This is a genomic window from Mucilaginibacter sp. (assembly GCF_041663085.1).
GTDB lineage: Bacteria > Bacteroidota > Bacteroidia > Sphingobacteriales > Sphingobacteriaceae > Mucilaginibacter.
Window position 1 is genome coordinate 1 of sequence record NZ_JBAZRC010000058.1, and the last position, 26,409, is coordinate 26,409.

General features: G+C 41.9%; 27 protein-coding genes and 1 tRNA gene. 9 read left to right on the forward strand and 19 right to left on the reverse strand.

Going from position 1 to position 26,409, the window contains the following annotated elements; translation table 11 throughout:
* Window positions 1–532: 532 nt before the first annotated feature.
* Window positions 533–991 (forward strand): pyridoxamine 5'-phosphate oxidase family protein, encoded by a 459-nt coding sequence (locus WC615_RS12320; RefSeq protein ID WP_372978420.1) that lies wholly within the window; start codon window positions 533–535, stop codon window positions 989–991.
* A gap of 138 nt (window positions 992–1,129) precedes the next feature.
* Here WC615_RS12320 and WC615_RS12325 read toward each other — a convergent pair whose 3' ends face one another.
* Window positions 1,130–1,996, reverse strand: a complete 867-nt coding sequence (locus WC615_RS12325) for a universal stress protein (RefSeq protein WP_372978394.1) — start codon at window positions 1,994–1,996, stop codon at window positions 1,130–1,132.
* A gap of 62 nt (window positions 1,997–2,058) precedes the next feature.
* Complete coding sequence (locus WC615_RS12330) at window positions 2,059–2,913, reverse strand: universal stress protein (RefSeq protein ID WP_372978395.1); 855 nt, start codon at window positions 2,911–2,913, stop codon at window positions 2,059–2,061.
* Window positions 2,914–3,010: 97 nt separating this feature from the next.
* Here WC615_RS12330 and WC615_RS12335 point away from each other — a divergent pair, with 97 nt between their 5' ends.
* Complete coding sequence (locus tag WC615_RS12335) at window positions 3,011–3,799, forward strand: patatin-like phospholipase family protein (RefSeq protein ID WP_372978396.1); 789 nt, start codon at window positions 3,011–3,013, stop codon at window positions 3,797–3,799.
* A gap of 69 nt (window positions 3,800–3,868) precedes the next feature.
* Here the strand turns inward: WC615_RS12335 and WC615_RS12340 are convergent, their stop codons facing one another.
* Window positions 3,869–5,119 (reverse strand): sensor histidine kinase, encoded by a 1,251-nt coding sequence (locus WC615_RS12340; RefSeq protein WP_372978397.1) that lies wholly within the window; start codon window positions 5,117–5,119, stop codon window positions 3,869–3,871.
* The gene (locus tag WC615_RS12345; RefSeq protein WP_372978398.1) at window positions 5,116–5,793 is read right to left on the reverse strand and encodes a response regulator transcription factor; all 678 of its coding nucleotides are present in this window, start codon (window positions 5,791–5,793) and stop codon (window positions 5,116–5,118) included. The genes WC615_RS12340 and WC615_RS12345 overlap by 4 nt, the downstream gene beginning before the upstream one ends.
* Window positions 5,794–5,962: 169 nt before the next feature.
* Here WC615_RS12345 and WC615_RS12350 point away from each other — a divergent pair, with 169 nt between their 5' ends.
* Window positions 5,963–6,640 (forward strand): cytochrome b/b6 domain-containing protein, encoded by a 678-nt coding sequence (locus WC615_RS12350; RefSeq protein ID WP_372978399.1) that lies wholly within the window; start codon window positions 5,963–5,965, stop codon window positions 6,638–6,640.
* Between the two features lie 8 nt (window positions 6,641–6,648).
* Window positions 6,649–6,924 carry a hypothetical protein gene (locus tag WC615_RS12355; protein ID WP_372978400.1) on the forward strand — a complete coding sequence of 92 codons (276 nt, stop codon included), beginning with the start codon at window positions 6,649–6,651 and terminating at the stop codon, window positions 6,922–6,924.
* Here the strand turns inward: WC615_RS12355 and WC615_RS12360 are convergent, their stop codons facing one another.
* The 12 genes from WC615_RS12360 to adhP all read right to left on the reverse strand — a co-directional run bounded on the left by WC615_RS12360 (window position 6,925) and on the right by adhP (window position 21,392).
* Entirely contained in the window at window positions 6,925–8,148 is a 1,224-nt protein-coding gene (locus tag WC615_RS12360; protein ID WP_372978401.1) for a DUF3570 domain-containing protein, read from the reverse strand.
* A 16-nt stretch (window positions 8,149–8,164) separates the two neighbouring features.
* The gene (locus tag WC615_RS12365; RefSeq protein WP_372978402.1) at window positions 8,165–8,392 is read right to left on the reverse strand and encodes a DUF4266 domain-containing protein; all 228 of its coding nucleotides are present in this window, start codon (window positions 8,390–8,392) and stop codon (window positions 8,165–8,167) included.
* Window position 8,393: 1 nt separating this feature from the next.
* Complete coding sequence (locus WC615_RS12370; protein WP_372978403.1) at window positions 8,394–9,344, reverse strand: FAD:protein FMN transferase; 951 nt, start codon at window positions 9,342–9,344, stop codon at window positions 8,394–8,396.
* On the reverse strand, window positions 9,331–9,771 hold the full coding sequence (locus WC615_RS12375; protein ID WP_372978404.1) for a thioredoxin family protein: 441 nt from the start codon (window positions 9,769–9,771) through the stop codon (window positions 9,331–9,333). The genes WC615_RS12370 and WC615_RS12375 overlap by 14 nt, the downstream gene beginning before the upstream one ends.
* A gap of 10 nt (window positions 9,772–9,781) precedes the next feature.
* A complete protein-coding gene (locus tag WC615_RS12380) occupies window positions 9,782–10,225 on the reverse strand; it encodes a ubiquinol-cytochrome c reductase iron-sulfur subunit (protein ID WP_372978405.1) in 444 nt (147 codons plus the stop codon).
* A 150-nt stretch (window positions 10,226–10,375) separates the two neighbouring features.
* Window positions 10,376–11,065, reverse strand: coding sequence for a VIT1/CCC1 transporter family protein (locus WC615_RS12385; protein WP_372978406.1), 690 nt, complete (start codon window positions 11,063–11,065; stop codon window positions 10,376–10,378).
* 156 nt (window positions 11,066–11,221) lie between these two features.
* On the reverse strand, window positions 11,222–13,276 hold the full coding sequence (locus WC615_RS12390; RefSeq protein ID WP_372978407.1) for a heavy metal translocating P-type ATPase: 2,055 nt from the start codon (window positions 13,274–13,276) through the stop codon (window positions 11,222–11,224).
* A gap of 13 nt (window positions 13,277–13,289) precedes the next feature.
* On the reverse strand, window positions 13,290–14,477 hold the full coding sequence (locus WC615_RS12395; protein WP_372978408.1) for an efflux RND transporter periplasmic adaptor subunit: 1,188 nt from the start codon (window positions 14,475–14,477) through the stop codon (window positions 13,290–13,292).
* Between the two features lie 3 nt (window positions 14,478–14,480).
* Window positions 14,481–18,857 carry a CusA/CzcA family heavy metal efflux RND transporter gene (locus WC615_RS12400; RefSeq protein ID WP_372978409.1) on the reverse strand — a complete coding sequence of 1,459 codons (4,377 nt, stop codon included), beginning with the start codon at window positions 18,855–18,857 and terminating at the stop codon, window positions 14,481–14,483.
* Between the two features lie 76 nt (window positions 18,858–18,933).
* Window positions 18,934–19,248, reverse strand: a complete 315-nt coding sequence (locus WC615_RS12405) for a DUF6660 family protein (RefSeq protein ID WP_372978410.1) — start codon at window positions 19,246–19,248, stop codon at window positions 18,934–18,936.
* A 373-nt stretch (window positions 19,249–19,621) separates the two neighbouring features.
* Complete coding sequence (locus tag WC615_RS12410; RefSeq protein ID WP_372978411.1) at window positions 19,622–20,344, reverse strand: TIGR00730 family Rossman fold protein; 723 nt, start codon at window positions 20,342–20,344, stop codon at window positions 19,622–19,624.
* Window positions 20,345–20,357: 13 nt separating this feature from the next.
* A complete protein-coding gene (adhP, locus tag WC615_RS12415) occupies window positions 20,358–21,392 on the reverse strand; it encodes an alcohol dehydrogenase AdhP (protein WP_372978412.1) in 1,035 nt (344 codons plus the stop codon).
* A gap of 221 nt (window positions 21,393–21,613) precedes the next feature.
* On the opposite strand from adhP, the gene WC615_RS12420 reads away from it, so the two are divergent.
* Window positions 21,614–21,853: a hypothetical protein gene (locus WC615_RS12420; protein ID WP_372978413.1), complete on the forward strand. Its 240-nt coding sequence runs from the start codon at window positions 21,614–21,616 to the stop codon at window positions 21,851–21,853.
* On the opposite strand, the gene WC615_RS12425 is transcribed toward WC615_RS12420, so the two are convergent.
* The 3 genes from WC615_RS12425 to WC615_RS12435 all read right to left on the reverse strand — a co-directional run bounded on the left by WC615_RS12425 (window position 21,850) and on the right by WC615_RS12435 (window position 23,531).
* On the reverse strand, window positions 21,850–22,332 hold the full coding sequence (locus tag WC615_RS12425) for a hypothetical protein (protein ID WP_372978414.1): 483 nt from the start codon (window positions 22,330–22,332) through the stop codon (window positions 21,850–21,852). The genes WC615_RS12420 and WC615_RS12425 overlap by 4 nt on opposite strands.
* A 103-nt stretch (window positions 22,333–22,435) precedes the next feature.
* Window positions 22,436–23,311 (reverse strand): glycoside hydrolase family 25 protein, encoded by an 876-nt coding sequence (locus tag WC615_RS12430; RefSeq protein ID WP_372978415.1) that lies wholly within the window; start codon window positions 23,309–23,311, stop codon window positions 22,436–22,438.
* A 73-nt stretch (window positions 23,312–23,384) separates the two neighbouring features.
* Entirely contained in the window at window positions 23,385–23,531 is a 147-nt protein-coding gene (locus WC615_RS12435; protein WP_372978416.1) for a thioredoxin family protein, read from the reverse strand.
* Between the two features lie 46 nt (window positions 23,532–23,577).
* On the opposite strand from WC615_RS12435, the gene WC615_RS12440 reads away from it, so the two are divergent.
* The 4 genes from WC615_RS12440 to WC615_RS12455 all read left to right on the forward strand — a co-directional run bounded on the left by WC615_RS12440 (window position 23,578) and on the right by WC615_RS12455 (window position 25,818).
* Window positions 23,578–23,651 (forward strand) — tRNA-Cys (locus WC615_RS12440).
* 147 nt (window positions 23,652–23,798) lie between these two features.
* Window positions 23,799–24,821: a class I fructose-bisphosphate aldolase gene (locus tag WC615_RS12445; RefSeq protein ID WP_372978417.1), complete on the forward strand. Its 1,023-nt coding sequence runs from the start codon at window positions 23,799–23,801 to the stop codon at window positions 24,819–24,821.
* Between the two features lie 82 nt (window positions 24,822–24,903).
* Window positions 24,904–25,026: a hypothetical protein gene (locus WC615_RS12450; RefSeq protein ID WP_372978418.1), complete on the forward strand. Its 123-nt coding sequence runs from the start codon at window positions 24,904–24,906 to the stop codon at window positions 25,024–25,026.
* A 414-nt stretch (window positions 25,027–25,440) separates the two neighbouring features.
* Window positions 25,441–25,818 (forward strand): VOC family protein, encoded by a 378-nt coding sequence (locus tag WC615_RS12455; protein WP_372978419.1) that lies wholly within the window; start codon window positions 25,441–25,443, stop codon window positions 25,816–25,818.
* Window positions 25,819–26,409: the final 591 nt, after the last annotated feature.

Consider the following 26,409-nt stretch of genomic DNA (forward strand, 5'->3'; position numbering starts at 1 on the left):
TACCCGGAATTGGTGCAAGTCTTCCTGATCCCCCTTTTTTAAATAGGACTTCAGACGGGTATTCATAACCTTCCATTGTTTATTAAAATATTTTACCGCTGTGTGCCTATTCATAAATTATTGTTTTATACTTAACGGTGAACAATGAATACCGGCAGGTTATTCGTTATTCATCAGCCATTCAACCGTGCCCTAATTAAGTAAGCAGGATGGCCATAAGCTAAAGGTAAGGATTCGTGAAGCCACAAAAAATGACGCAGATCAGCGGGGGACCGTCCGGTTTCGCAATATTCACCCTTATCAGTTATCAACCCTGTTCATTCAAAAAAAGAAGGCTATCTATATGGTACCAATGAGCCTGATGACGGTTTTTGCTGATCATCATTATGCCCTACTGATAACATAATGATTGCGATCATGTCGGGAAATGATAGCGATCATACACGGGACGAAAAAAACGCACTTCCTTTGATCATTAAAAGAAAAGAACTTTAAAAATCATATCATGTTAGGAGAACTTGACAATAACACCATGGAGGAACTACTCAAGACAGAGTTACTCGGTCGGATTGGTTGCCACAACAACGGCATAACTTATATTGTACCAGTACATTATGCTTACGAGTCACCTTATATCTATGCACATTCGGCCAGCGGTATGAAAATAGACCTGATGCGCAGAAACCCGGAAGTTTGCTTTGAAGTAGACCATGTCGAAAATTTCTTTAACTGGAAGAGCGCCATTTGCTGGGGAACCTTCGAGGAACTCACAAGTGTTGAAGAATCTGAACAAGCGATGCAGAAGCTCATCAGGCGGATAGAACCCTATTTAGCTAAAGCCGAAGACGCGCATCCTTCACACGGCATAGCAGATATGGCCCACGAGATTGGCAGCTCAAAAGAGCTTGTTCTTTACCGGATCAAACTAAGCAAAAAGACCGGCAGGTTCGAGCAAAGAAATACGCCTCCCGACCGCACACAGGAAATTTAAAAAAAACTACAATTTACTTACACCGGTTTACCTAATTGAAAGAAAAGTATACGTATGTTCCGGCTGTATATCAACGCCTATATAGTTATCTGCACCAGGTCTCAATTGAAAACTTGTTACTTTAAGTACTGGTTCTGATCAACGCAAATCCATCCCAGCCGGAATTATCATCACCGGAATTTTTTGTTTCTCGAGCAATGATTTTGCATTTGTACCATTGAACAAACGGTGCAATAAACTGTGATGATCATGTACCAACACAAGCACATCCGAACCATTACTTTCGCACAAATCATTCAGCCGGTTAACCAGATCCTTACCTCCGATATTTTGATAGTTGATACCAGGAAAGTTGAATTTGGCGATATGTTTTTCAAATGATGTTTGTTGTGTCTGATCAATACTTTCTTTACCCCATAGTTTTACATATACAATTTCAATTGTAAAACCAAACAATCGCCCAAGCCTGGTGAGGTAATGTATGGCATTCAGATCAGCTTCGTCAAAATCAGTAGCTATGGTTAGCTTCTTGAGCTGCCTTAGCGGATGCCCGACAGGTACTATCATTACCGGTCTGTTAGTATGATTAACCACCGATACAGTATCACTTCCAACAAGGATATGATCCCAGGTACTGCCGCTACGGGCTCCCATAACTATCATTTCAACATGCTCTTCTTCAAGCAATTCTTTAACCTGGAGCCCCAGGCTGCCCATACTCTTACGACAATCGATGCTTGCGTGATGGTCTGCAGCCGGTAAGGCCGCAATCAGCAGATCCATATCTTCTTTTAAAAATTTCAGTTTCTTTTTACTATCTTCTATCCACATTAGTTCCTCTAACACCCAGGGATCGCTACCATTTTCTGACAACATTGCCGGCTGGCTGATAAATGTATTAAACAGGATGAGGTTAGCATGCAGTTTGGCGCTTAGCATAACGGCCGTTTCTTTTACCTGGCTGCATTGGTCGGTAAAATCGGTGAGCACAAGGATCTTTTTCATTTTTAATTATCTAAATTATTGAACAGCGTATATAAAAGGCCTCATTGTCAATCTTTAATGCATTAGTTTTCTTTGATAACCAGTAATGGCACCGGCATTTTATCGGAGGCTTTTTGCGTGTGACTACCATTGAACATCTGGTTTAAAAACCCATGTTCACGATGCGCAAAAGCAATCACATCGACATGCGCATGCCGTACCAGCCAATCCAGTCCGTTTTCTACATGGTTACTTTTTACTACTTCATAACTAACTTTTTGATGATTATTTTTAGCGATCAGCTCCATCAATAATTTTTTAACAATGGCTGTATATTCCGGATTGTCATGTCCCTGGTCTATATGGGCAAGGATCAGCTCCGCGCCAAGGGCCTTGGCAAAACCCACCAATTTATTAATCACATCTATCTCTTTTGCGGGTTGTTTAAAATCACTGCCGAAAGCAATTCTTTTTATCGGTTTCGCGGTAACGCCGGCCGGGACAAGTAACAAAGGTCGTGAAGTGGCTTCAATCATTTTCCTGCTATGATTACCAATCATCAGAGTTGTAAGCGCATCATTTCCGTGTGTACCAATCAGGATGATATCGGCCTGGTTAGCTTGTGCTTCTGCATTTACAACATCTGTTACAAAGCCCCCATCATGTATGCAAATTATCTCCGGCTGGTAACCTATAACATCACCTTCTGCCATCATCCTGTTTTTGAGTTTAGCCAGTTCTTTATCGCTATCGTGTAACATATCATCATAAATATCTACAGGCCATGCTACCATGCCATTTTGCGGAATCTCTGCCGGGATATTCATTACGTGGCAAAGCAATACCCTGGCCCTAAGCTGCTGGGCAAGCCGGTAACCATAAGTAGCAACGTGCCGCGCGTTTTCAGAAAGGTCAGTGGCTATCAATAGTGTTTTCATCTTTAACTTTTTCGTAAAGTTCATTTATCCGCAATAAAACAAAGCTGACATATGACAGACCACAGTATGATCCTGGTCATTTTATATAGCCGTACATATGAGCAATTTTGCAGGATATTCGGAAACTATGTTTAAAACGGGATTGGTTTTGTCTGGGGGTGGCGCACGCAGCATCGCCCACCTCGGTGTTTTACAAGGACTGGAAGATTTGGGCATCCGGCCGAAGGCGATCGCGGGGGCAAGTGCGGGCGCCGTAATAGGCGCACTTTATGCCGCCGGAAATTCACCTAAAGATATCCTGGAATCTATTAGAGAGACCGCTTCGCATGGTTTCATCAATAAATTATTATCAGGATCCGGTTTATTTACCGTAGCCGGATTAACGCAGCTTTTTAAAGACACGAATCTCCCTCATCATTTTGAAGAGTTAACCATACCATTGTGGGTATCTGCTACCAACCTGCTTACCTCGCAGACAGTTACATTTTCAAGTGGGCCGCTGCACAAGGCCCTCATTGGCTCGTGTGCCGTACCCGGGGTATTTATGCCTGTACGTTTTAGCGGTGGCTATTTGGCAGATGGCGGTATTCTGGATAATATGCCTGTGAAAGATATCCGTAAGGTGTGTGAAGTACTTATCGGATCGAACGTTAACAAGATGCATGGAACGTTACCTAAAAAAATAAGCCGGTTACAGGTAATAGACAGATGTTTCCATTTAATGCTAGCACATCAGGTAGCTGCCAGCGCCGTATTTTGTGACCACTACCTTGAACCGAAATTGTATCATTACCCGATGTTTGAGTTAAAAAATCCGGACAGGATGTTCAACGCCGGTTACAGGGCCGTAATGGCGCAGAAAGATGAGTTTTTGCGCATGCGGTGATGCCGTAATAAAATACTTAAATCAGTTCTGTTCTTCAAATCAGGATGCGTTGAAGTATGGCAAGCCTGGTTAAAAAACTATTGAAAAGGTGTGCAAATTATTGATGAATAAATACTGCATGTCCCAACCACATACGTTGCATATATTTTTTACAATAGTTAAGCCAAGGCCTGCACCGTCTGAAGTACTTCCCTTTTGGAAACGATCAAAAATTGCCTCGCCATCAAGCGGAACGGCTGAACCTGAATTCTGGATAACAAGCCTGTCCTCTGTTAAATAAATATTAATGTTGCCTTTAACCTGGTTGTGCCTTATGGCATTACTAAGTAGGTTATTAAGTAAAATATCTACCAGATACTTACTAACTACAACCTCTTTGTCTTCCAATTCGGCATATATCTGTATTTCTTTTGATGTTAATAATTCCTGAAACTGTCTAAGCTTATCGTTTATTAATTGTTGCAGGTTTAAGGTATCATTATCAGCGATCAGATTGTTTTCTATCTTAACCAACAATAATAATGATTGGTTAAGCCTGGATAATTTACCGGCGGCGGCGTAAATATCCTGGATCTGATCAAAGTGTTCTTTTTTTAAGGTTTCATCCTGTATTAATGTATCTAATTTGGATGTGATTACAGCAAGGGGGGTAAGCATTTCATGCGAGGCATTCTCGGTAAAATGTTTAAGGTTCTGAAAATCACTTTTAACACGTGATGACATTACCCCGATAGCGTTATCCAGATCATTAAACTCATCAACTTTATTGTTTGTTAATTTAAATGTGCTGCTCTCAGATACATTAAAGGCTTTCATGTGCGCCAGTAAGCCAAAAAAGGGTTTCCACAGGTCGTTTAGCAAATACCTGTTGGCTAAAGATAGTATTGTTAATACCACCAGCATAAGTATTAATGTAATAGCAGTAATTATCTGTTTAAGATAAACCGTACTCTCGCTTGATATGATTATCCTAAATCTATAATTATCACCTTTAAAACTAAGTCCGCCTTCAAATGCGCGGCCGCTTTTATCGCCACTTTTGCGGGGGTTAACATAAGTAGTATCAAAATACCTGGGCTTGCTATTCAGCAAATTGGTTTTTATAAATTCAACCTGGTTCTCATCAATATCAAATTGTTTAGGAAGCTGCTTATGTTGTTGTATATAGGTAATTACCTCTGATACCTCTTCACCAAGTTCTTCATCAAGGCGGTTATCTGTTATTGTATTAATGGCAAAAAAATAAATAACAGCACCAATTACCAGTACCGATAGTGTAACTATGATATTTACTTTATTGTAATGCGCAGCCAGTTTCATTTATCAGTAAATTTATAACCAATGCCATAAACCGATTTCAAATAGTCATTTGTAGTAACGTCGAGTATCTTTTTCCGCAGGTTTTTGATGTGCGAGTATATAAAGTCGAAATTATCATGCATGTCCATTTCATCGCCCCATAAATGTTCGGCAAGTGCGGTTTTAGCAATTACTTTTCCTTTATTGGCTATAAAATACAAAAGCATATCATATTCTTTACGTGTTAAAAGTATTTCAACATCATTTATAAAAACTGTACGGCCAATAAGGTTTATAACAATCTCGTTAAAAACAAGGTTGTTATTGCTGTTGGCAGCTTTACGGCGAAAAACAGCAACTATCCTGGCCTTTAATTCGGCCAGGTGAAAGGGTTTAACCAAATAGTCATCTGCTCCTATATTGAGGCCTTTTATCCGGTCGTCTAAAGAATTCCTGGCTGAGATGATAATAACAGCCTCGTTTCTCATCTCGTTTTTTAGGTAGTTCAATATTTCAAACCCTTCCCCATCGGGCAGCCCAATATCCAGTAATACAAAATCGTATTGATAGCCCGCCAGTTTGGCGATCGCAGTTGCAAGATCTGCACAGCTTTCGCATATGTTATTATCCTCACTTAGATAAGTAAGCATGTTTTCCCGAAGGCCTTGTTCGTCTTCAACGATAAGTATTTTCACGAGTTTTAAGTTACAACAATTGATGCAATGTAGCGGGTATTATTGCTATTTAACAAAACAATCTGAATACAATCTGTATTAGAAGAATGCAAATCAACCACATTAACTTTAATTCAGTTTTTCTCCAGTTTTACCGTCTATCTTTAAAATTGTCAACATTATAATTCATATGGCTATAATAGAACCAACCCGTCATGACCTACAACACTCAACAAAAATCAAACGATATTCTTTTTCGTTGCGTCTTTGGCATTGGGTAAATTTAATTGTGATAAGTGGATCGTTAGCCACCGTATTAATCAATGCAACAATTACAGATGGCCATTCTACATCGGCATTGATGAAAGATGAATTACAAAAAGCGGGCTCAACAGTAACAAACGAGCAGGCACGAGCAGCCGCGCATGCCCTAAGCGATAGCGTATGGGGGATACACATCTATTTTGGTTATGTGCTGGCAGGCCTGCTTGCCTTTAGGTTGATATTGGAATTTTTTCAACTGGCCGATCAAAAGTTTATCCGCAAAATAAAAAGTGCTTATCATCGGTTTAACACTGTCAAAAAAAATCGTGAGGTGGCCAGGCACGAACTTACCGTTAAAACTATCTATGCCATATTTTATGCATTACTTATTATTATGGTCATCACAGGTTTGTTTCTTGCTTTTGAGGATGCTTTATCGGCTTACAAACCCATCAGGCATTCGGTTAAAGAGGTGCATAGCTTTTGCATGTACCTGATACTGGCGTTTATTTTGGTGCATATCGTTGGTGTTTTATTGGCCGAACGCAAAAACGAGAACGGTATCGTGTCTGACATGATAAACGGCGGTGCCGAACACAATTGATTTACCAAATGAATTATCCGGCACAAATATACAGGGCGTCCAAATCACGCTTAACCGAAAAACAAAAAGAATATAATCGGGTAAACGACTTGATTGTTGAATATATAAATACACTCAAAGAAACAAATGATGCTGAATTTTTGTGGTTAGAAATAACAAAAAAAGGCTATAAAATGAGTATAACATCATTTTATAGCCGCCTTAAAAAACTTGTTGAAGCAGGCTTGATCATAAAAATACATGTTGCCAACAACAAGTTTGTTTATAAATCTATCCTTTACTAATTACTTAAACTTCAAAGCGAGCGTTACAATATTTGAGTTAAGCCCTGTGGAGCGCATATAATGCCCGGCCCTTAACTCCAAAGAGGTAAAATGCGCATTGCCAAACACACCGTTAGGCGGCGACAACCTGATATTAGCACCTACAAAATTGCTATGCAGGCTGGATAGGTCATAATCGCTGGTGTAAAACTCTTCTGTAGGGTTATGCTGGCCGTAGGGTTTAAAGTAACGGGTACCAACCTGCGTGTTATATCGGTAAAACGGACTAACTGAAACAAACGAGGTTAGCTTTACCGGAATCTCTACTTCGGCGGTGTGGGCCCTTATGCCCCAATTATCCATGTAGTACCTGTAAAAGGTGCGGATGATAAAATGATCATCTAAAAAGTAATTAAATCTTACACCAATCGGAAGTTTGTAGCGGTTATCCGGCAGGTTCTCTACGCGCTCAGATCCATCGGTAAAGTAATCGCGCTGATATTTTGTTGCCAGTAAGCCATGTTGGTAAGATGGTTCTACTATAAGTGCAACCTGTAATCTTTGTGTAAGTACCTGCGAAAGTGAAAACGACGTGCTAAATGAATTTCGCGGTTTGGAATCAACCGGGCGGTTATCCTCACGATCGGACCCTGAACCGTACCCCGGCGGGCGCAATTCTACCGGTAGTATCACCTTCCATTTATCTAAAAATACTTGGGCCTTAAAATCAAATTGGGTGTTTTTGTTTTTTGATAGCCTGGTAAAATTGATGCCTGCTCCTACAGATTGATAGTCAAACTCATGCGAATATGATGCCGATAAGCCAAATGCGTTGCCTGTTTTATCGTTTGATACCGTCCAGTTTAACGATGGATAGATGCGGGTATCCTGCATAGATGCAGACGATACACTATTAGGGTCTATCTTATCTGAAGATGCGGAGGTGTAATGATCAACACCTAACTCAAACAGGAATGTATGCTTTTTACCGGTTTTGCTATACTTTGACATTTGCAGATCAAAGGTATTGGCAAAATCGGTTAGCTTTTCGGTACCAATACCGCCGGTTACGGCAGAGTTATTACCGTTTTGATGGTAATAAGCCGAAACGAAATTGATCTCATCAATTTTAAGCTTTCTTGATTCATAGTTAGTGGAATCTTTAACAGGCTGCGGTTTTGTTTGCGCGTGTGATGCCAATATGCCCATGTACATGGCAAGTACACCTAAATATATTTTTTTCATTTACTGTCTGTTAATATTAATTACACCCGCAACCACCACCACTTTTACCGCCGTTGGCCCCCGAACCGCCTTCGCGATAAAGCTGAAAGCTTTGTTCGAACTTTTGTGACTTTCGGGCCGACAGTTCCATTTCCGTATCGTTTAAGCGATTTTTTTGATATGGTTTAACTGACACACAAGAAGAAAGGCTATACATTGCACACGCGCAAATGATAGTTATTATTCGTATGGGGTATTTTATCATGCTATTTTATATTGATATTTTTAGACGTATAAACTTTACTATCATCAGTAATAATTACACAGGCCACATTTTGCAACTGGTTGATCAGATCGAGCCCAACATAAGCGCCCATTACGGTAACAGGGGTAGCCATGGCGTCGGCAAATTCAGCACTCGGGCTTATAATACTTACACTTTTTATTCCGCTTACCGGCAGGCCTGTTTTTGGATCGATGGTATGCGAGTATTTTTTGCCGCCAATAATTACATACTTGGCATAGTTGCCCGATGTAGCAATGGCCATATTACTAATGTTAAGCGTTGAAAATGGTGTAGTTTCCTGGTCAGGGTCTGCTATGGCTATAGTCCATGGCTTGCCGCCGGGTTGTGTGCCCCAGGTAACCAAATCGCCGGCAGCGTTTACAATGCCACTTTTAACCCCGTTTGCTTGTAACACAGCCTTTGACTTATCAGCAGCATAACCTTTACCAATACCGCCAAAGCCTATCCGCATGCCGGCTTCTTTTAAAAAAACGGTGACCTTTTGGCTATCCAGTATTACGTTTTCATAGTTAATTAACCTTACTGAAGCCCGGGCAGTGGCAGCATTGGGCAATGCTTTCATATTCAGGTCAAAATTCCACAAGCTTTTATCTATCGACCCATAAGTAATATCAAAAGCGCCTTGTGTTAATTCGGATATTTTTAGTGATCGTGCTATCAGATCAAATACTTCCTGATCTACTTTAACCGGGGCAATGCCAGCCATTTTATTTATCTGGTTGGTTTGGCTGTCATCGCTAAACGTTGTCAACAATTTTTCTATCCTCCTTATCTCGGCGATAGCCATCTCTATACGTTGTTGCGCCCATTCAGCATCATTGGCTACTACACTTATTTCAAAGCGATTGCCCATGAGCTTTAACACCTGCTTATGCACTATCTCACCAGTTATTGTTTCAGCGCTTTGCATTTGTAGATTCGGTTATCTGGGCAACAAATGCTTCAGGAGTTACATTCGGGAAACCTTCCCATTTTTTTAATACTTTGCCATTTTCATCAACCAGTAAAGTGAGAGGGAATTCACCATCGGGGTTATATTTATCTGCCAGCGTTTCATTACGTTTTACCTGGTCTTTAGGTAACTGATTTTTTTTCTGACGCGGAAAATCTGCCCTCACCAGCACAAGATGATCTGAAGCGTAGTTTTCAAACGTACTGGTTTCCAGTATCTCTTTGCGCGTACGTATACAAGGGCCACACCAATCGCTGCCCGAAAAGTTTATTATAATAAGTTTATGTGTTTTTTGCGCTTCCTTTTGCGCCTGGTTAAAATCGCCCGACCAGGTGATAGCAGGGCTTATCAACGCAAATAAAATAATAGCAAGTAATTGTTTCATGTTTTTAATTTTAAGAGTATATCCGTAACGATGTACCGGTTAAACTCGTGCTATAAACTGCTAATGAACGATTAGTTAGCCCACCGGTAACCACGCCTTTTTCAGTAAACGTAGCCCCATGGTTATTGCAATAAAATTGACTGCTGCCTGATTGATAAACTAATGGATAGCTTTGATGAGTGCACGACTCTTGCACGGCAATATATGCCCCTGCTGTTGTACGGGCAATTAATATGCCTTGGGATATTAAATAACCACCACTTGTGGCCAGTGCTGAATTTGCAGAAGCACTAAGATCAAGTGTAAAATCAACACCGGTAGGGGCTGATGAAGAGCCATTTGCCGAATTGGAACTTTTACTGCAGCCTAAGCAACCCATTACAGTTAAGGCCACGGCGCTTATGCCAATTGCAGAAAAAAACTCTTTCCTGTCCATCGTTTTTTTAGAATTCATTTTGTAATTAATCAGGGGTTATTAATTTCAATAATTGTATTCTCGCAATACAAGCGTTTTTTTTATAATACAAGTTTAAACGCCAATTCTGTATTTAATATGAATTTCAGGCTTCGGATAGTGATTTAACACTTTTTTAACAAAATGGCATTATTTGCCATTAATAAGCTTTGCCATGGCAAAAGCCGCCCCGGCTGCCAGCGCGCCAATTATAACAACTTTAAATGCGCCGCTTATAGCAGGCTGCCCTGTTAGCTTACTTTTAAAATAACCAAAAATAAATAGGCTTATAAGGGTTACTATGCAGGAATAGTATAGCGCTATTTGAGAGCTATCAACTAAAATATAGGGCGAAAGAGGTATTACACCACCAACTATATAAGATAAACCAATGGTAATTGCACTTTTTGTAGCGCGGTTGGCGTGGGGTTCTTCAAGGCCTAATTCATAACGCATCATAAAATCAACCCATTTGTCTTTATCTTTTACCATTTCATCGGCAATTTGTTGCTGCAAGTTTTCTGATAAGCCGAAACCGGCAAAAACCTCTTTCACCTCAGCTTTCTCTTGCTCGGGCACACGTTCAACCTCATCATATTCGCGCTTTAGCTCAGAATTATAATGATCAACCTCGGTGCGCCCCGCTAAAAAGCCCCCTAAACCCATTGCTATTGATCCGGCCACAATTTCTGCAATACCGGCAGTGACAACTATACCTGACGAACTTATGGCACCACTTAAACCAGCTGCCAGCGCAAAAGGTACTGTTAAACCATCCGACATGCCTATAACTATATCCCTGATCGTTTCAGAACCGGTAATGTGATCTTCTTTATGCATTACTTTTTGTAAATTAAATCGTGCTTAAGTGTATAAAATGCGACTTAGTTTTAAAGATACATCAGAAATCTGATTTCATTCTGGACTATGACAGATAGAATAAATACAGGTTGCCTATTAAAATTGGCAATTCATTGCTTTTTTTCGAATTAAATACTACTTACGCCTATTTTGATACACTAATAACCGCAGCCCGTTAAAAACTACAACCAAAGTTGAGCCTTCATGACCAATAACCGCCGGGCCAATACCAGAAATTCCAAAAATGGTTAGTGGGATTAAAATGGCAACCATACCCAAACTGATAACCAGGTTTTGCCTGATGATTTTGCGCGATTGACGACTAAGCCCGATAGCAAATGGCAGGTTATCTAACCTATCGGCCATTAAAGCGATATCGGCAGTTTCTAAAGCTACATCTGAACCAGCAGCGCCCATGGCAATGCCAACAGTACTTTTAGCCATTGCAGGAGCATCGTTTACACCGTCGCCAATCATTGCAACCTTCTTTTCCGCTTTTATCAGATCTTGAACGGCTTTTACCTTTTCTTCGGGAAGTAAGCCGCCTATTGCGTCAGTAATACCTATTTGTTTAGCTACAGCTTCTGCTACCTGTTGATTATCGCCGGTTAGCATGATCATGCGCTTAATACCCAGTTCTTTTAATTCTTTTAAGGTTTTCCCTGCTTCTTTCCGGGCTACATCCATCAGGGAGATCAGGCCCACAATTTCGCCATCCTGCTCTACCAGCATTGTTGTATTACCTTCTTTTTCTAACTTTTCAACCCGGGTATGTACATCGGCCGAAAGCTTTTTGAACAGGCTGCGATTCCCTATGATAATCTTCTTGTTGCCTATTGTGGCTTTAACACCATGCCCGGTGACCGCCTGAAGGTTATTAGCTGACAGAATATCCTTTTGTTTTAATTTTTCAAGACCGCCTTTTACAATTGCCACAGCTAACGGGTGGTCGCTTAATTTTTCTACAGCGATGGCTATCTCTAAAATCTCATCTTCCGAAAGCCCGGCCAACGCCACCACGCCGGTTAACTGTGGTTTACCCTCAGTAAGCGTACCTGTTTTATCAAAAGCGATAGCAGTTAAGCCACCTAATTCCTCTAAAGGCCCTCCTCCTTTTATCAGCACACCGCCCCTTGCTGCACGGGCAATTGCACTTAATACCGCGCTTGGTGTAGAGATAGCCAAAGCGCATGGGCTGGCTGCAACCAATACCGCCATTGCCCTGTAAAAGCTTTTGCTAAATGGTTCATCAATTACCAGGTAAGCAAATAATAAAATCACTACCAGGATAAGTACCGCCGGAACATATACCTTTTGCAGTTTATCGGTAAATAACTGAGTGGGCGATTTCTGCGCTTCCGTATCATTAACCAACTTAACCAATCGCGAGAGAGTAGAATCTGCCGCCAACTTGGTTACTTTCACTTCCAGAACCTGGCTTCCGTTAATAGTTCCGGCAAATACCTTATTTTCTGCTTTAAGTGTTTTATCGTCCGCATAATCCTTTTCAGTGTCTGCAACAGGCAACTTATCTACAGGTACACTTTCACCGGTTATTGGTGCCTGGTTAACACTGCTTTCTCCTTTAATAACCGCACCATCCGCAGATATCTTGCTGTTAGGTTTAATGATGATGATATCACCACGTACAAGTTCTTCAATAGGCACCTCGCTTTCTTTTCCATCTCGACGAACAATAGCTGTTTTTGGTGCAAGATCTGCTAAAGCCGCGATAGACTTGGTGGCCCTGCCCATTGCATAATGCTCTAATGAATGCCCAAAGCTGAAAAGGAACAATAATAACGCCCCTTCTGCCCATTGCCCAAGAAATGCAGCGCCAATAGCGGCAACCAACATCAAAAAATCGATCTCAAACTGTCCTTTACTGATCGCTTCATAAGCTTCTTTAGTTGTATAAAACCCACCGAAGAAATAGCCTATGCCATAAAGTATGATGCTGGTAGGCTGTGGCAGCGAATGTATAAATGATAAGCCGAAGCCTAATGCCAGGAATACACCAGAAAGTATGGCAAATATCAGTTCCGTATTTTTGCCGAATATACCACCATGCTCATGGTCATGTCCCGGCTCCTTTTCATCGTGGTGATGTTTTTCTTCCTTATGCTTTGAGGTCAGGATATCTGCACGCGATTGTTTTGCTACAATTGTATGTTGTTTTTGCTTTTTCATGCCGATGTTTTGGTTATTCCTCTTCTGCCCCGCCGGTAGCTTTTGATTGTAAGTAAAATGCCCCTTTTAGGGCTACTTTTACTGAAGCAGGCAAATCCATAAGTGGTTTGATCTGTATAAAGCCTAATTCTGTTACCCCGGTAGCTACTTCCGCTTTTTTGAATCTGACTGTATCGCCTTTACCAGCAGCGTCAGGTACAACTATAAAAATGAATTGCTTGCCTTCTGAGCGCACCACTGCATCCACGGGAACGGCTGTTGTCAACCTGCTGCCGGTGCTAATTAGTGCAGTAACGTACATCCCGGGTATCAGGTTCTTTTGTTCTTTGTTATTAATAACCGCATGTACCGTAACCCCCTTGCTTTCATTTTCAAAGGATTTATTGATCCCGTTGATGGTTCCGGTAATAAGTTGGTTTTCCTGATTAGTTAGCTGGAAGCTCACCTTCTGCCCAATTTTTACATGCATTAGGTCCTTTTCAAAAACAGTAAGGTCGCAATGTATTTTTGAATTGTCAACCACCTCCATAATAGATGTACCCGGCTGCACAAATGCGCCGGTGTTTGCTGTGATCTGTCCAACAGTACCGCCAATGGGTGATAACACCGGGAATTGGGAAACGATCTTACCATTCGCTATTTTACCAGGTGATATACCCAGCTGGCTTAACTGGCTTTCATAAGCTGTTAAACGCGACCGCTCGGCATGATAAGTTGCTTCTGCAGATTGAAACGACTTACCGGTGCCGGCACCAGCTTCCTGCAATTGTTTCTGCCTGTTATATTCAGCTTGTATGTAAGTAAAGTTATTTTTAGCAGCCAGGTAATCCTGCTGTATCTTGATCAGATCCTGATTTTTGATAGTGGCCAATAGCCGACCGCGTTTTACCTGCTGCCCCTCAATAACGTTGATATGGTTAATAATACCTCCGGAAAGGATACTGACATCCGCTTTGTTTTGAGGTGGCACGGCTAACTGCCCGTTGGCTTTGATTACCGAATCGAGGTTCTTTTGTGCAATGGGGCCGGTTACTATACCTACAGTTTGCATTTGTTCGGGCGTCAGCACCAATCCATCAGGCTTTTCTTTTTTTGCTTCTGTAGAATCTGCTTCCTTTTCGCCTGTATCACCCGAACACGATACCAAAGCTACCCCAACTAAAAAGGCAGCTATTATGAGTTTATATTTTTGAATGTTCATCTGTTATTCTCCTTTGATAAATTGTATTTGAATGGCCGACTGGTTTAAACGGCTCAGTACTTCGATATAGGCCAACTTGACCTGTACCGCGGCCGACATATTCTGGATATATTCGATATAACCGATCTCGCCCAGGTTAAACGATACTTGCGCTATTCGCAGTTGTTCGTCCGCTTGTTTTAATCCGCCTGCCAGATAAAAATCTACCGATTGACGGAACTTCAAATACTGCTGATATTCCTGGTCGTATTGCAATTTTACCTGTGTTTGCGCGAGCTGATAATTAGTTTGGGCAATTTGCGCCGAAAGGCGTTCCGATTTTACCCTCGCACGGTTTGCACCATTAAACAAGGGCAATGCAACACCAACCTGAATACCGGCTATGCGGGTGCCCTGTGAATAACCCCGATTAATGTTGGCAGGATTGAACCCTGAGATCACCAGTTGCTGGTTATAGCCTAATGTAAAGTCTGGTAATCCCTTTGATCTTTCTACAGCTACCCGGGCATTAGCCACTTCGATATTTTGCAAGTCGACATTCACCTTTGGGCTATTGGCCACATTTAGGGTATCTGAAGGCAACGCAAGCATGAGGGGTAAATTCCTTTCGGCGATTACGATCGGCTCGGAAGTATTGAGCAATTGTTGTAAACTCAATTCATTGCTCCGCAGATCTGCCTTAGCGCCAATTTTGAGCGTCACGATCTCCTGATATTTATTCTTCGCACTGATTAGTTCCAGGTTGGAAGTTTCACCGGTTTTAAACCTGATCTCCGCCTTTTTCACAAATCCGCTATAAACACTGTCCTGATAATTAAGGATGCGAAGCGTTTCCCGGTTCAGTAAATAAGCGTACCAGGCACTTCTTACCTGCCTGATGATCTCTGCCCTTGTTAAATGAACTGAGCGTTCTGCCAGCAAAGTTTGTTGGTTAAGCAGCTTGCGCTGGTTTTTATATAAGCCGGGCCAGGCAATGGTTTGTGTAATACCTATCGCATTATCCATATTACCGCCGCTGGTAGGGTCTTGCGTCACCATCAATTCTGTTTTGGGAATGTCCGTGCCCGATCTTTGCAAGGCCCTGGCCTGTTCAACAGATAACCCTGCCGAGCGGATCTGCAGGTTATTCCTGATGGCTTTATTGATGGCGCTATCTAAGGTGAGCTCCGTTCTGTTTTGCGCCTCTGCTTTGTTAGTTTGAAAAACACCTATACCAAAAATTATCAATATAGTAACCAAGCCTTTTGGCACCTTAACCTTCTCCGTTTCCTTCCGGTTAAACAGCAGGTAAAGGCATGGCAGAACAAACAGCGTTAAAAACGTAGCAGTGATTAACCCGCCAATCACCACCGTTGCCAGCGGCCTTTGAACTTCTGCACCTGCGCTGGTGGATAAAGCCATGGGCAGAAATCCTAACGAGGCAACGGAAGCGGTCATTAATACGGGCCGTAATCTTGTTTTAGTGCCTTCCAAAACGCGATCGTAAATATTGGTCATGCCTTCTTCCTTCAACTGGTTAAAGTAGCCGATAAGTACAATCCCGTTTAATACAGCTACCCCGAAAAGCGCGATAAAACCAACACCTGCTGAAATACTGAACGGCATACCCCGAAGCAGCAAAGCTGCAACCCCACCCATAGAAGCAAGCGGAACCGCTGTAAAGATCAGCAGGCTTTCTTTTACCGAACGGAAAGTCACATAAAGTAACATCAGGATGAACAGCAAAGCCGCAGGCACAGCAATCAGCAGCCTTGATTTGGCAGCCTGCAGGTTTTGGAACTGGCCACCATAAGTAAGGTAATAACCGGCCGGCAATTTTAAGGCGGTATTTAGTTTAGCCTGTATCTCTTTAACGGTTGATTCTACATCACGATCCTGCACGTTGAACCCAACATAGATACGTCTTTTACCATCTTCACGTGATACCTGTGCAGGTGCATCTTTAAAAGAAATATCGGCCACCTGACTTAATGGTACTTTATTACCTGACGGTAGCGGTACAAGCAGGTTTTCAACACCCGATATATTTTCTCGCAGGTCACGGTTTAACCGTACCACCATATCAAAGCGTTTTTCCCTCTCGAATACTACACCGGTCACACTCCCCGCAAACGCGGTTTTCAAGATCATATTCACATCGCTGATATTTAAGCCATACTGCGCCATTTTATCGCGGTTATAGGCTACCTGTATTTGCGGCAAGCCGCTAACTTTTTCTATATAGGGTTCGCTAACACCTTTTACAGGGCTGATAATCTTAGCCAGCTTTTCGGCCTGAACAGCCAGCATATCCAGGTCATCGCCATAAATTTTGATAGCTACATCCTGCCGGATGCCGGTCATGAGTTCGTTAAACCTCATTTGCATGGGCTGTGATATTTCTACATTGATACCGGGGATAGCTGATAGAGTCTCTTCCATCTTTTCTATCATTTCCTCTTTGGTTTTCGCAGACCTCCATTCGCTCTTGGGTTTCATGGCCAGCATCATATCGCCCTTTTCCATTGGCATGGGGTCGGTTGGTATTTCGGAACTGCCGATACGGGTAACGGCCTGCTTGATCTCGGGAAATTGAGCTTTTAACAGTTTTTCGGCTTTGCCGAATGTTTTCACAACCTCAGTTAGCGATGTTCCCTGCATCATAGAAACTTCTACTGTTAGGTCGCCTTCATCCAAAGTGGGGATAAACTCGCCTCCCATTCGGCTGAATGCCCATATAGATATACCAAACACGATAAATACGATAGTTACCGTAAGCACCTTTATTTTTAATACCACGATTAAAGCACGCTGATAGATCCGCTGTAAAAATTCGATGATACGATCGGATATGTTGCGTTTGTGTGAAGTTTTCTTGCTGAGGAACAGCGCACTCGCCATAGGCACATACGTTAACGATAGGATAAATGCCCCGAGGATTGCAAAGGCTACAGTTTCGGCCATAGGCCTGAACATCTTTCCTTCAATCCCTACCAGTGACAGCAGCGGCAGGTAAACGATCAATATAATAATCTGGCCAAATGCGGCAGATTTCATCAATTTACCGGCGCTGTCACGCACCTCCACATCCATTTGTTTGGAAGTAAGTTTGGGGATACCCTCTTTTTTATATTTCCCTGTGGTTATATGGTGAACTACGCTCTCAACAATAATCACCGCGCCATCAACTATCAGCCCGAAATCAATTGCACCCAAACTCATGAGATTGCCCGATACACCGAACAGCCGCATCATAGCAAATGCAAACAGCATGGCTAATGGAATAACAGATGCCACTACTAAGCCGGCCCGTAAATTTCCTAACAATAATACCAGCACGAAAACTACAATAAGTGCACCTTCTAAAAGGTTACGTTTAACCGTGCCTATTGCCCGGCCAACCAATTCTGTACGGTCAATAAACGGTTCGATGACCACACCCTCCGGTAAAGATTTTTGTATCTGTACCATCCGGTCTTTTACATTTTGGATCACTTCGCTAAAATTTTCGCCTTTTAGCATCAGGGCTACGCCGGCTACAACTTCACCTTCGCCATTGCGGGTAACAGCGCCGTAACGGGTGGCGCTGCCAAACTGCACGGTGGCAATGTCCCTTACAAGTATGGGCGAGCCTTTGGTATTGGCAACAACTATACGGCGTATATCGTCCAGGTTTTGCACCTGGCCCAGGCCACGTATAAAGTAAGCATTACGCTGCTGCTCTATATAGGAGCCGCCGGTATTTTCATTGTTTTTTTGAAGCGCTTCATAAACCTGTGGTATGGTGATGCCTAAAGAGTTTAACTTGTCGTTATCTAAAGCTACCTCATATTGCTTAACGTAACCTCCCCAGCCGCTTACTTCTGCCAAACCAACCGTACCTGCTAACTGTGTTCTAACTATCCAGTCCTGGATAGTACGCAGATCGGTGGCGGAATATCGGGTTTCATACCCTTTTTTGGTGTGAATTACGTACTGGTATATCTCGCCCAGTCCGGTGGTTATGGGTGCCAGTGTTGGTTCGCCTAATCCCTTTGGTATACTGTTTTCTGCTTCTTTTAACTGGGCGTTCACCTGCTGGCGTGCCCAATAAATGTCTACGTTGTCTTTAAATACGATGGTTATAACAGATATGCCGGAACGGGATATGGAACGTTTTTCAATGATCCCGGCAATATTAGCCATGGATAATTCTATGGGAGCGGTAATAAACTGCTCTACCTCCTGCGCGCCAAGACTGGGTGCTTGTGTTATGATCTGTACCTGGTTATTGGTAATATCGGGTTGCGCATCAACCGGCAGATTATACGCTGAATATGTGCCCACCAATACTAAAACCAGTGTCATGATCCCGATAGTTACCTTGTTCCTGATAGAGAACGCGATAATTTTATCAAACATAAAATGTAAAAATTAATACGAATACGAAAAAGCCTTGCAAAATTTATTGCAGGCAAAAAATCTAAAAAATGTCGTATTAACCTATTTGAGGGGGTTGCCAGATCTTAATTGGCTGCTCCTGAATAGCGGGGATGCTGTAATCAGGGTATTCACGGGTTATCGGTTTTATAAAAACGGGAGTAGTAACTGCCGCAGATAAAAACCTTGCGGTAGAACAGCAGGAGCAAGTACAAAAGGGCGGGCAAGCTTCCTGTGCCTGTTCTTCATTTGCAGAATGACTTTTTTGAATAGAAACTTGCATAACATCCGCTAATATATCTTCCCTGTCCTGGCATGGTAATATTGCCAAAGCGATAAAATATAAACTGAATATAAATGCGAGGTACCTCATTCGATGCAAATATAAATAAATAATTTGCCGATGAGCGCAGACTTAGCGACCAGTATATTGTCTTTATCTTATATAAGATTGGCTTTGGGCCATCACTACTGCAAGCATCACTGTTATAAGGAACAAGCATACTAACAGTAATGTATTGGCTTTATGGCTGTAATGATAATCATCTATGTTTATTTGCTTTTTCATAACCTTATTGTTTTATGATATAAAGGTCTGATATGCAGACGGATTAATTAATGATACGAGTCATCCAATAAGCTGACCTGGCACAGCAACAAAAAAGGCGCCCATAAATTATGGCACCTTAACAATTGTTACTTTGTAAAAAATATGTAAGCATCTTTAACTGCAGCCTGTATGCTGATTATTTATGCTCAAACAACCAACTAAACGGCCTGTATTTTCGTTTGGGCTTTAGTCCGAATTGCTTTATACTTTTCTCCCTTATCAATTCTGTAGCTTCATTTATATCATCAGTTACCAAATAAAATTTCTCGTCATCAGGCCCAATGGTTCCATCGCGTTTCATTACGGCTATATGTTCAATTAGTTCTTTGTGGTACTCCTTTCCAAAAATGATGATAGGGAAATTTTTTATTTTATGTGTTTGAATAAGCGTAAGCGCTTCAAAATACTCGTCAAGCGTGCCATAACCGCCGGGCATCACTACAAACGCAAATGAGTATTTTACCAACAGTACCTTCCTTAGAAAAAAGTGGGTCATGTAAACCCATTTGTCCAGGTATGGGTTGGGTTTTTGCTCTACCGGCAGTTGAATATTGCATCCTACAGAATAACCGCCTGCGTCTTTAGCGCCACGGTTAGCAGCTTCCATCAGCCCCGGCCCGCCGCCTGTTATAATGGTAAAACCCAGTTTTGCAAAAGCTGCCGCGGCATCGCGGGTAAGCTGGTAATAAGGATGATCTTCCTTAAAACGCGCCGACCCAAAAAAGGTAATACACGGCCCCACAAAATGTAATGCGCGCAGCCCATGTATCAGATCTACCATCGTTCCGATTGTAAACTTTAATTCCTTTAGCCTGGAGTGCGGCCCATCCAAAAACTGTATCTCGGTACTATTGGTCATGCTATTTTTAGATTTATACTTCTGCTATTTGCAAAACCACCCTGCCTGTAATATCGCCTTTACGCATATCATCAAAAATTTGATTAATATCCTCCAGTTTAGCGATATGGATGTCCGCCTTTACTTTACCTTCTACAGCAAATGCAATAGCTTCCTGCATATCTTTACGAGTGCCTACTATCGAGCCACGTACAGTATAGCGGTTAAGCACAGTTTCAAATATCGGCAGATCGAAACTACCTTTGGGCAAGCCATTTAAAGCAATAGTGCCTTTTCGACGCAGCATGCCTATCCCCTGCTCAAAAGCAATTGGCGAAACGGCTGTAACCAATACGCCGTGCATGCCGCCTGTAGCTTTCTTTAAAACTGCTCCCGGGTTTTCATTCAGGGCATTAACTGTTAGTTCTGCACCCAATTGTTTGGCCAGTGCTAATTTATCGTCAGCAATATCTACCGCGGCAACGTGCATACCCATGGCCTTTGCATATTGCACAGCCAAGTGGCCTAAGCCGCCAACGCCAGATATAGCCACCCATTCGCCGGGTTTAACTTCGGTTTCCTTCAAGCCCTTGTAAACGGTAACACCCGCACAAATTATTGGCGCCATCGCGGCAAAGTTTATCCCTTTCGGAAAATGGGCTATGTACCTGGAATCGGCTAATACATACTCGGCAAAACCACCGTTAATGCTATAGCCGCCATTTTTTTGCTCTTCGCAAAGAGTTTCCCATCCTGTTATACAAAACTCGCAGCAGCCGCAGGCACTGTAAAGCCAGGGCGCACCAACTACGTCGCCAATAGCTACATTTTTTACACCCGTACCTAAACTCACAACATAACCAATAGCCTCGTGCCCCGGTATTAAGGGTAACTGTGGTTTTACAGGCCAGTCGCCATTTGCGGCATGCAGGTCGGTATGGCAAACGCCACAAGCAATCACTTTTACCAATATCTGGTTATCGCCCGGGGTTGGCACCGGTACATCTTCAATCACCAGCGGTTGCCCAAATTCATGGATAACAGCTGCCTTCATTTTTGTTGGGATCATATTTATATGTTACACTTTTACAACAAAAGTGTGGTAATAAGCATTGCAAATGAGTGATGCCGTAACACTAAAAACATGACCCTGGTCACATTATTCAGCAAACACGCTAACACCTACATATTATTTAACTGCATTATTTACATTACCAATCAGCCGTTTATGATCTGCGTCATTTTTCAAACAAGTATGCCTGCTTATATTTGGGTATAAACGCTATCACCATGAAAACTATAAGTTTTAACTTTAACCACCCGGTGAAAGGTAATGCGATATTGTCGCCAGTGAATTGCCACGGCGGCTTATGCATGCGACTAAAAGTTGAGAGTTCGAAAGATAATTCACTGGAAATACCGGTTGGCAGTTGTAAGGAGGGGAAGTGGAAACTTATACTTGACTGGGAGTATGATGGCCGTATATTTTCTCACCAGGAAGATTTTGAAATAACTAAACCTGTTATTTAGCTGTTAAGCATCTGGCCGATAAACAATCCTGTAATTAACGCAACAAGGATTAGCCCCCACCATATATATTGCCGGGTTTGCATATCATTTACTTTTTTCTTAAGGCTGCTTATCTCTGTCTCGTTTGCAAGTTTAAGGTTTTGCAAACGCAGGTTCTGCTGTTGTAATTTGGCGAGTGTGCTCCCAATTTCAAGCGGCTTTTGCTGTTCTGTATGGTAGCGCCGGGTAAAGCCCCCCTGTTTAAGAAACTTTTCTCCTTTGGGTTTGAGGATAAGTTTCTCGGGCAGCTCATAATCGCCGTGCGTACCTGATTTTGTTATCAGGCCCTCCCGGGTAAGCACTTGTACCATAGCAAAGGCGGCGGCTTCATCCTGGTCAAAAAGGTTAAGTAATTGCAACCTTGTTAAACTATCCGGTATACCAAAAGCTTCCAGCACCGCATCCAACAGCTCACACTCATATTCATTCAGATCCGTCATTACGGCAAAAATAACAATATACACCTTTCATTCCATCCGCTTTTATGGGTACAATATATACTAAAATACAGGCAAAATGGGTCATTCGCGCAGCACTATCAGATTATGGCACTAATAAAGATCTAAACGTCAGGCTATCGCCCTTAAAAGCGTCAAAATCAACCACGTGGTTTACGCCATTAATATGCGCGGTTTCCGAGTGTTGCCAGAATTGCCATGGGGTATCTTCGCTAAGGTTTAATTTATCGCGGTTATAGTGGGCTACCCATAAAGTATAGCCATCAAAATAGCCTTTCAAATAGTCGTTATAAAAACTGATGCCTGTGTAGATAATTGGGCGGACCTTTGTTTTCTGCTCGACGTGTTTCAGGAATTTGGCCAGTTCTTTCCGCATTACCTGCGGGGGGAGTTTATCCAGTGTTTCTACATCCGCTACAGGGGGCAGGTCTCCTTTTTCAATCTCTACGTTCTGTAAAAAGAACCGTGCCTGCCATAACCCGTCTTTTTTGGGCCTGAAATAGTGATAAGCGCCGCAGGTAATACCCGCCTTTGGCGCCTCGCGCCAGTTGCGTTTAAAATAGGGGTCGACAGTTAGCAGCCCCTCCGTTGCTTTAATAAAGGCGAACGAAATGCGAACACTGTCCTCCTCCATAGCACTTACTTTATCCCAGTTTATTTTGCCTTGTGCGTAAGAAACATCAATACCATGTATTTTATACTGCGCGGGTATCTTTATCTGGAAACTTGTATACGTACGATAGTTAGGATTACCGCCTATATCTGTGATCCATCGCCAGGTGGTAACGGCAGTTTTTAGCACATAACCATAATAAAACGGCGAACACAAAACAGCGAGCACAAAGGCCCATAATGCTACTTTAAGATAAGGGAATTTAGCAACAGTTGCTTTTTTACGGGTTACTTTTTTCTTAGCTACGGCTCTTTTTACGGGCGATAAAGGATTTTTTTTAGCAGGCACACTGCAAAGATAAAATCAATTTTTGTGTTGCTCGTCAAAAAAAGCAAAGGAGGATTATTGTTTAGTAAGTATACTAAATAAGCCGCCTGACAATCTTTTCAACCAGAGTATTTTTAGGGGCGGCCCCAATTTGTTTGTCCACTATCTCGCCGTTTTTAAAAAACAGTAATGCGGGTATATTGCGTATCCCAAACTTTTTGCTATTTCGGGGTTTCGCCATTAATTTTCAGCGCTATAGCGCTTAATATAACAATATAGATTTACCACGGTGGAGTAGCTGAATGGTTAGGCGGAGGTCTGCAAAACCTCAAACGGCGGTTCGATTTCGCCCTAACACCTCCTATTATTTATTACCGATACGATAACCCATCTATAGCCCGATTTGCAAGAGGGGTTAATATTTGTAAACTGAATGCCATAAGCCACAAAAACAAAAAACTACTAATGCCCGGCGCTGTTAACCATATAGAATTTTATATAAATCCTTATGGAAACATCAGATCTGAAAAGAACCGCGGCGCATTTAATGGATAAAAGCAAAGGCTTACTGGCGATGGATGAAAGCACAGGTACCTGCAATAAACGCTTTGAAGCACTTGGCATCCCGCAAACAGAAGAGTACCGGAGGAAATACCGAGAATTGATTGTAACAACGCCAGGCCTGGAAGAATGCATCAGTGGCGCTATCCTCTTTGATGAAACCATCAATCAATCTGTTACGGATGGTACTTTGATGATAGATGTTTTAAAACAAAAAGGCATTATACCCGGAATTAAGGTTGATGAAGGTACTATCCCGCTTGACCGTTTCCCGGGAGAAACAATAACAGAAGGACTGGATGGGTTAGGTAAGCGCCTGTCTGACTATTACAATAAAGGCGCGCGCTTTGCCAAATGGCGTGCTGTGATCACTATTGGGGAAGACATACCAACCCCCACTGCCATTAAAACAAATGCCTATAACCTGGCCCGGTACGCGGTATTGTGCCAACAAGCGGGCCTGGTACCAATTGTTGAGCCCGAGGTTTTAATGGATGGCAACCATTCGCTGCAACAATGCTCAGAGGTTACCCACCAGGTATTACATGCCGTTTTCAACGCATTGTTTGATCAGCATGTAGAGTTTGAGGGCATGATACTGAAACCAAATATGATACTACCGGGACTGGAAAGTCCTGTTCAGGACAGTATAGAAGCGGTGGCAGATGCAACCATTGAATGTTTTTTAAGATGTGTACCGGCTGCCGTACCAGGCATAGCCTTTCTTTCGGGTGGGCAGTCTGAACAATTAGCTTCAGAACGGCTGAATGCCATGCATATCAGGTTCAAAGATAAAATGCCCTGGGAACTCACCTTCTCCTTCTCGCGTGCTATTCAGCAACCTGCTTTAGAGGCTTGGAAAGGCGATGATAAAAATGTGGCCATAGCGCAAAAGCTACTCTACCACCGGGCATGGTGTAACAGCAAAGCACGGCGCGGAGAATATACACCAGAGATGGAAAAAGAGTAAATTGCGGGATAATAGTTACCACTCCAACTTCGCTAACAATACTCACTGAAGCTACGGTATATATATTATAACCCGGTGCTTTATGGAAGCGGTTGGCATGCAGAAAAATATCGGCTGGGCCGTTCATATCAACGAGTTCGACGCCATGAAAAATCAGAACATCTATTTTCATTTGATCGAAGAAGTAATAAGGTTTAGGATTTAGGTATTTTTTGCTTCTTCGGAGCTTTAGAAATTGTTTTAGCCGGGTGGCGAAATCGCTGTTACACTGTTCTTTTAATTACAAGCCGTGTAAATGTCTTGTTGCTTTAACTTCAGGCATTCTAAAGTTAATAACATCGAAATGACAAGGGCAGCAATTGATAGAAATTAAACGTCCTGATTTCTCTGTTTAATTATACAAATTTCAGTTATTAATTGAGTATTCCTATACGTAAAACTACGTGATTTTAAAATCACGTAGTTTTACGTGGTTTAAGGGGAGCTAATAATACATTGTTAGTAACGTTTATTGATACAGTAGTATCGATATCTTTGAAAATTATGCAACATGCCTTATCTTAGGCATATATTGAGTGATAATTTTGCTCAAAGCAATTACCAATTAAGACTAAAAACCATGGAACATAAAGCCAAAGCAATCCGCCCGTTCATTGGGTCTAACAATTTTGAACTTTCACGAAGTTTCTACCGGGACCTTGGTTTCGAGGAGACTGTACTTACCCATAACATGTCTGTATTTAAAGCAAATGATATAGCATTTTATTTACAGGATGCCTACGTAAAGGATTGGATAGATAATACTATGATATTTTTAGAAGTTGATGACGTTGATCGTTACTGGAAAGAACTTTTGGCTTTAAACCTTACTGCTAAATATAAAACCGTTAAACTAACCCCTCCACGGGCCGAACATTGGGGTAAAGAGTGTTTTGTACATGATCCATCCGGCATCCTCTGGCACTTTGGGCAGTTTTTTAATTATGCCTTTCAATAAGTTTATCACCCATTATCTGCATACAGCCTTTTCTCCCGAGGCATGCATTCATTTGGGTTAGTCCATAAGCACCATTCTGCTATCCATAATCTTTATATCCCCGGCTAATTTTAGTTGGTTATGTAAAAAAATGCTTACACTTCAACTTTTATATTAAAACAATAAAAGTATATGATTTTCAAAAAAACGTATATTTATATCATTAAAGAACATAAAACACCTATCTAATCGACTTATTTTTTCAATATATACCCTTATATTACTTTAAAAAACATAAATACGAATTATCAAATCTTTAATTAATCGTAAATTATTTTGTTTAATCAAAAATTAACGCGCAGTTTTGTATCGTTAATTTAACTAACACCGTGCTGCTATCAGCCGGCAATCAATACCCAATACCCACCCTCTAATTACCTATTAATTTAAACATATTCTGTTTACAGCATACGTGCGCCTTTAAGGCTGCACGCCCGGTTTTTTTCCGGCAAAATACAAAAACGCTATTTGTTCTTTATAAGATCAGTTAATTAGGAAAGGCGTCTTCTTGAGCGTAGGAGGCGGCTTTTATTTTACAACCAAAATCAATTT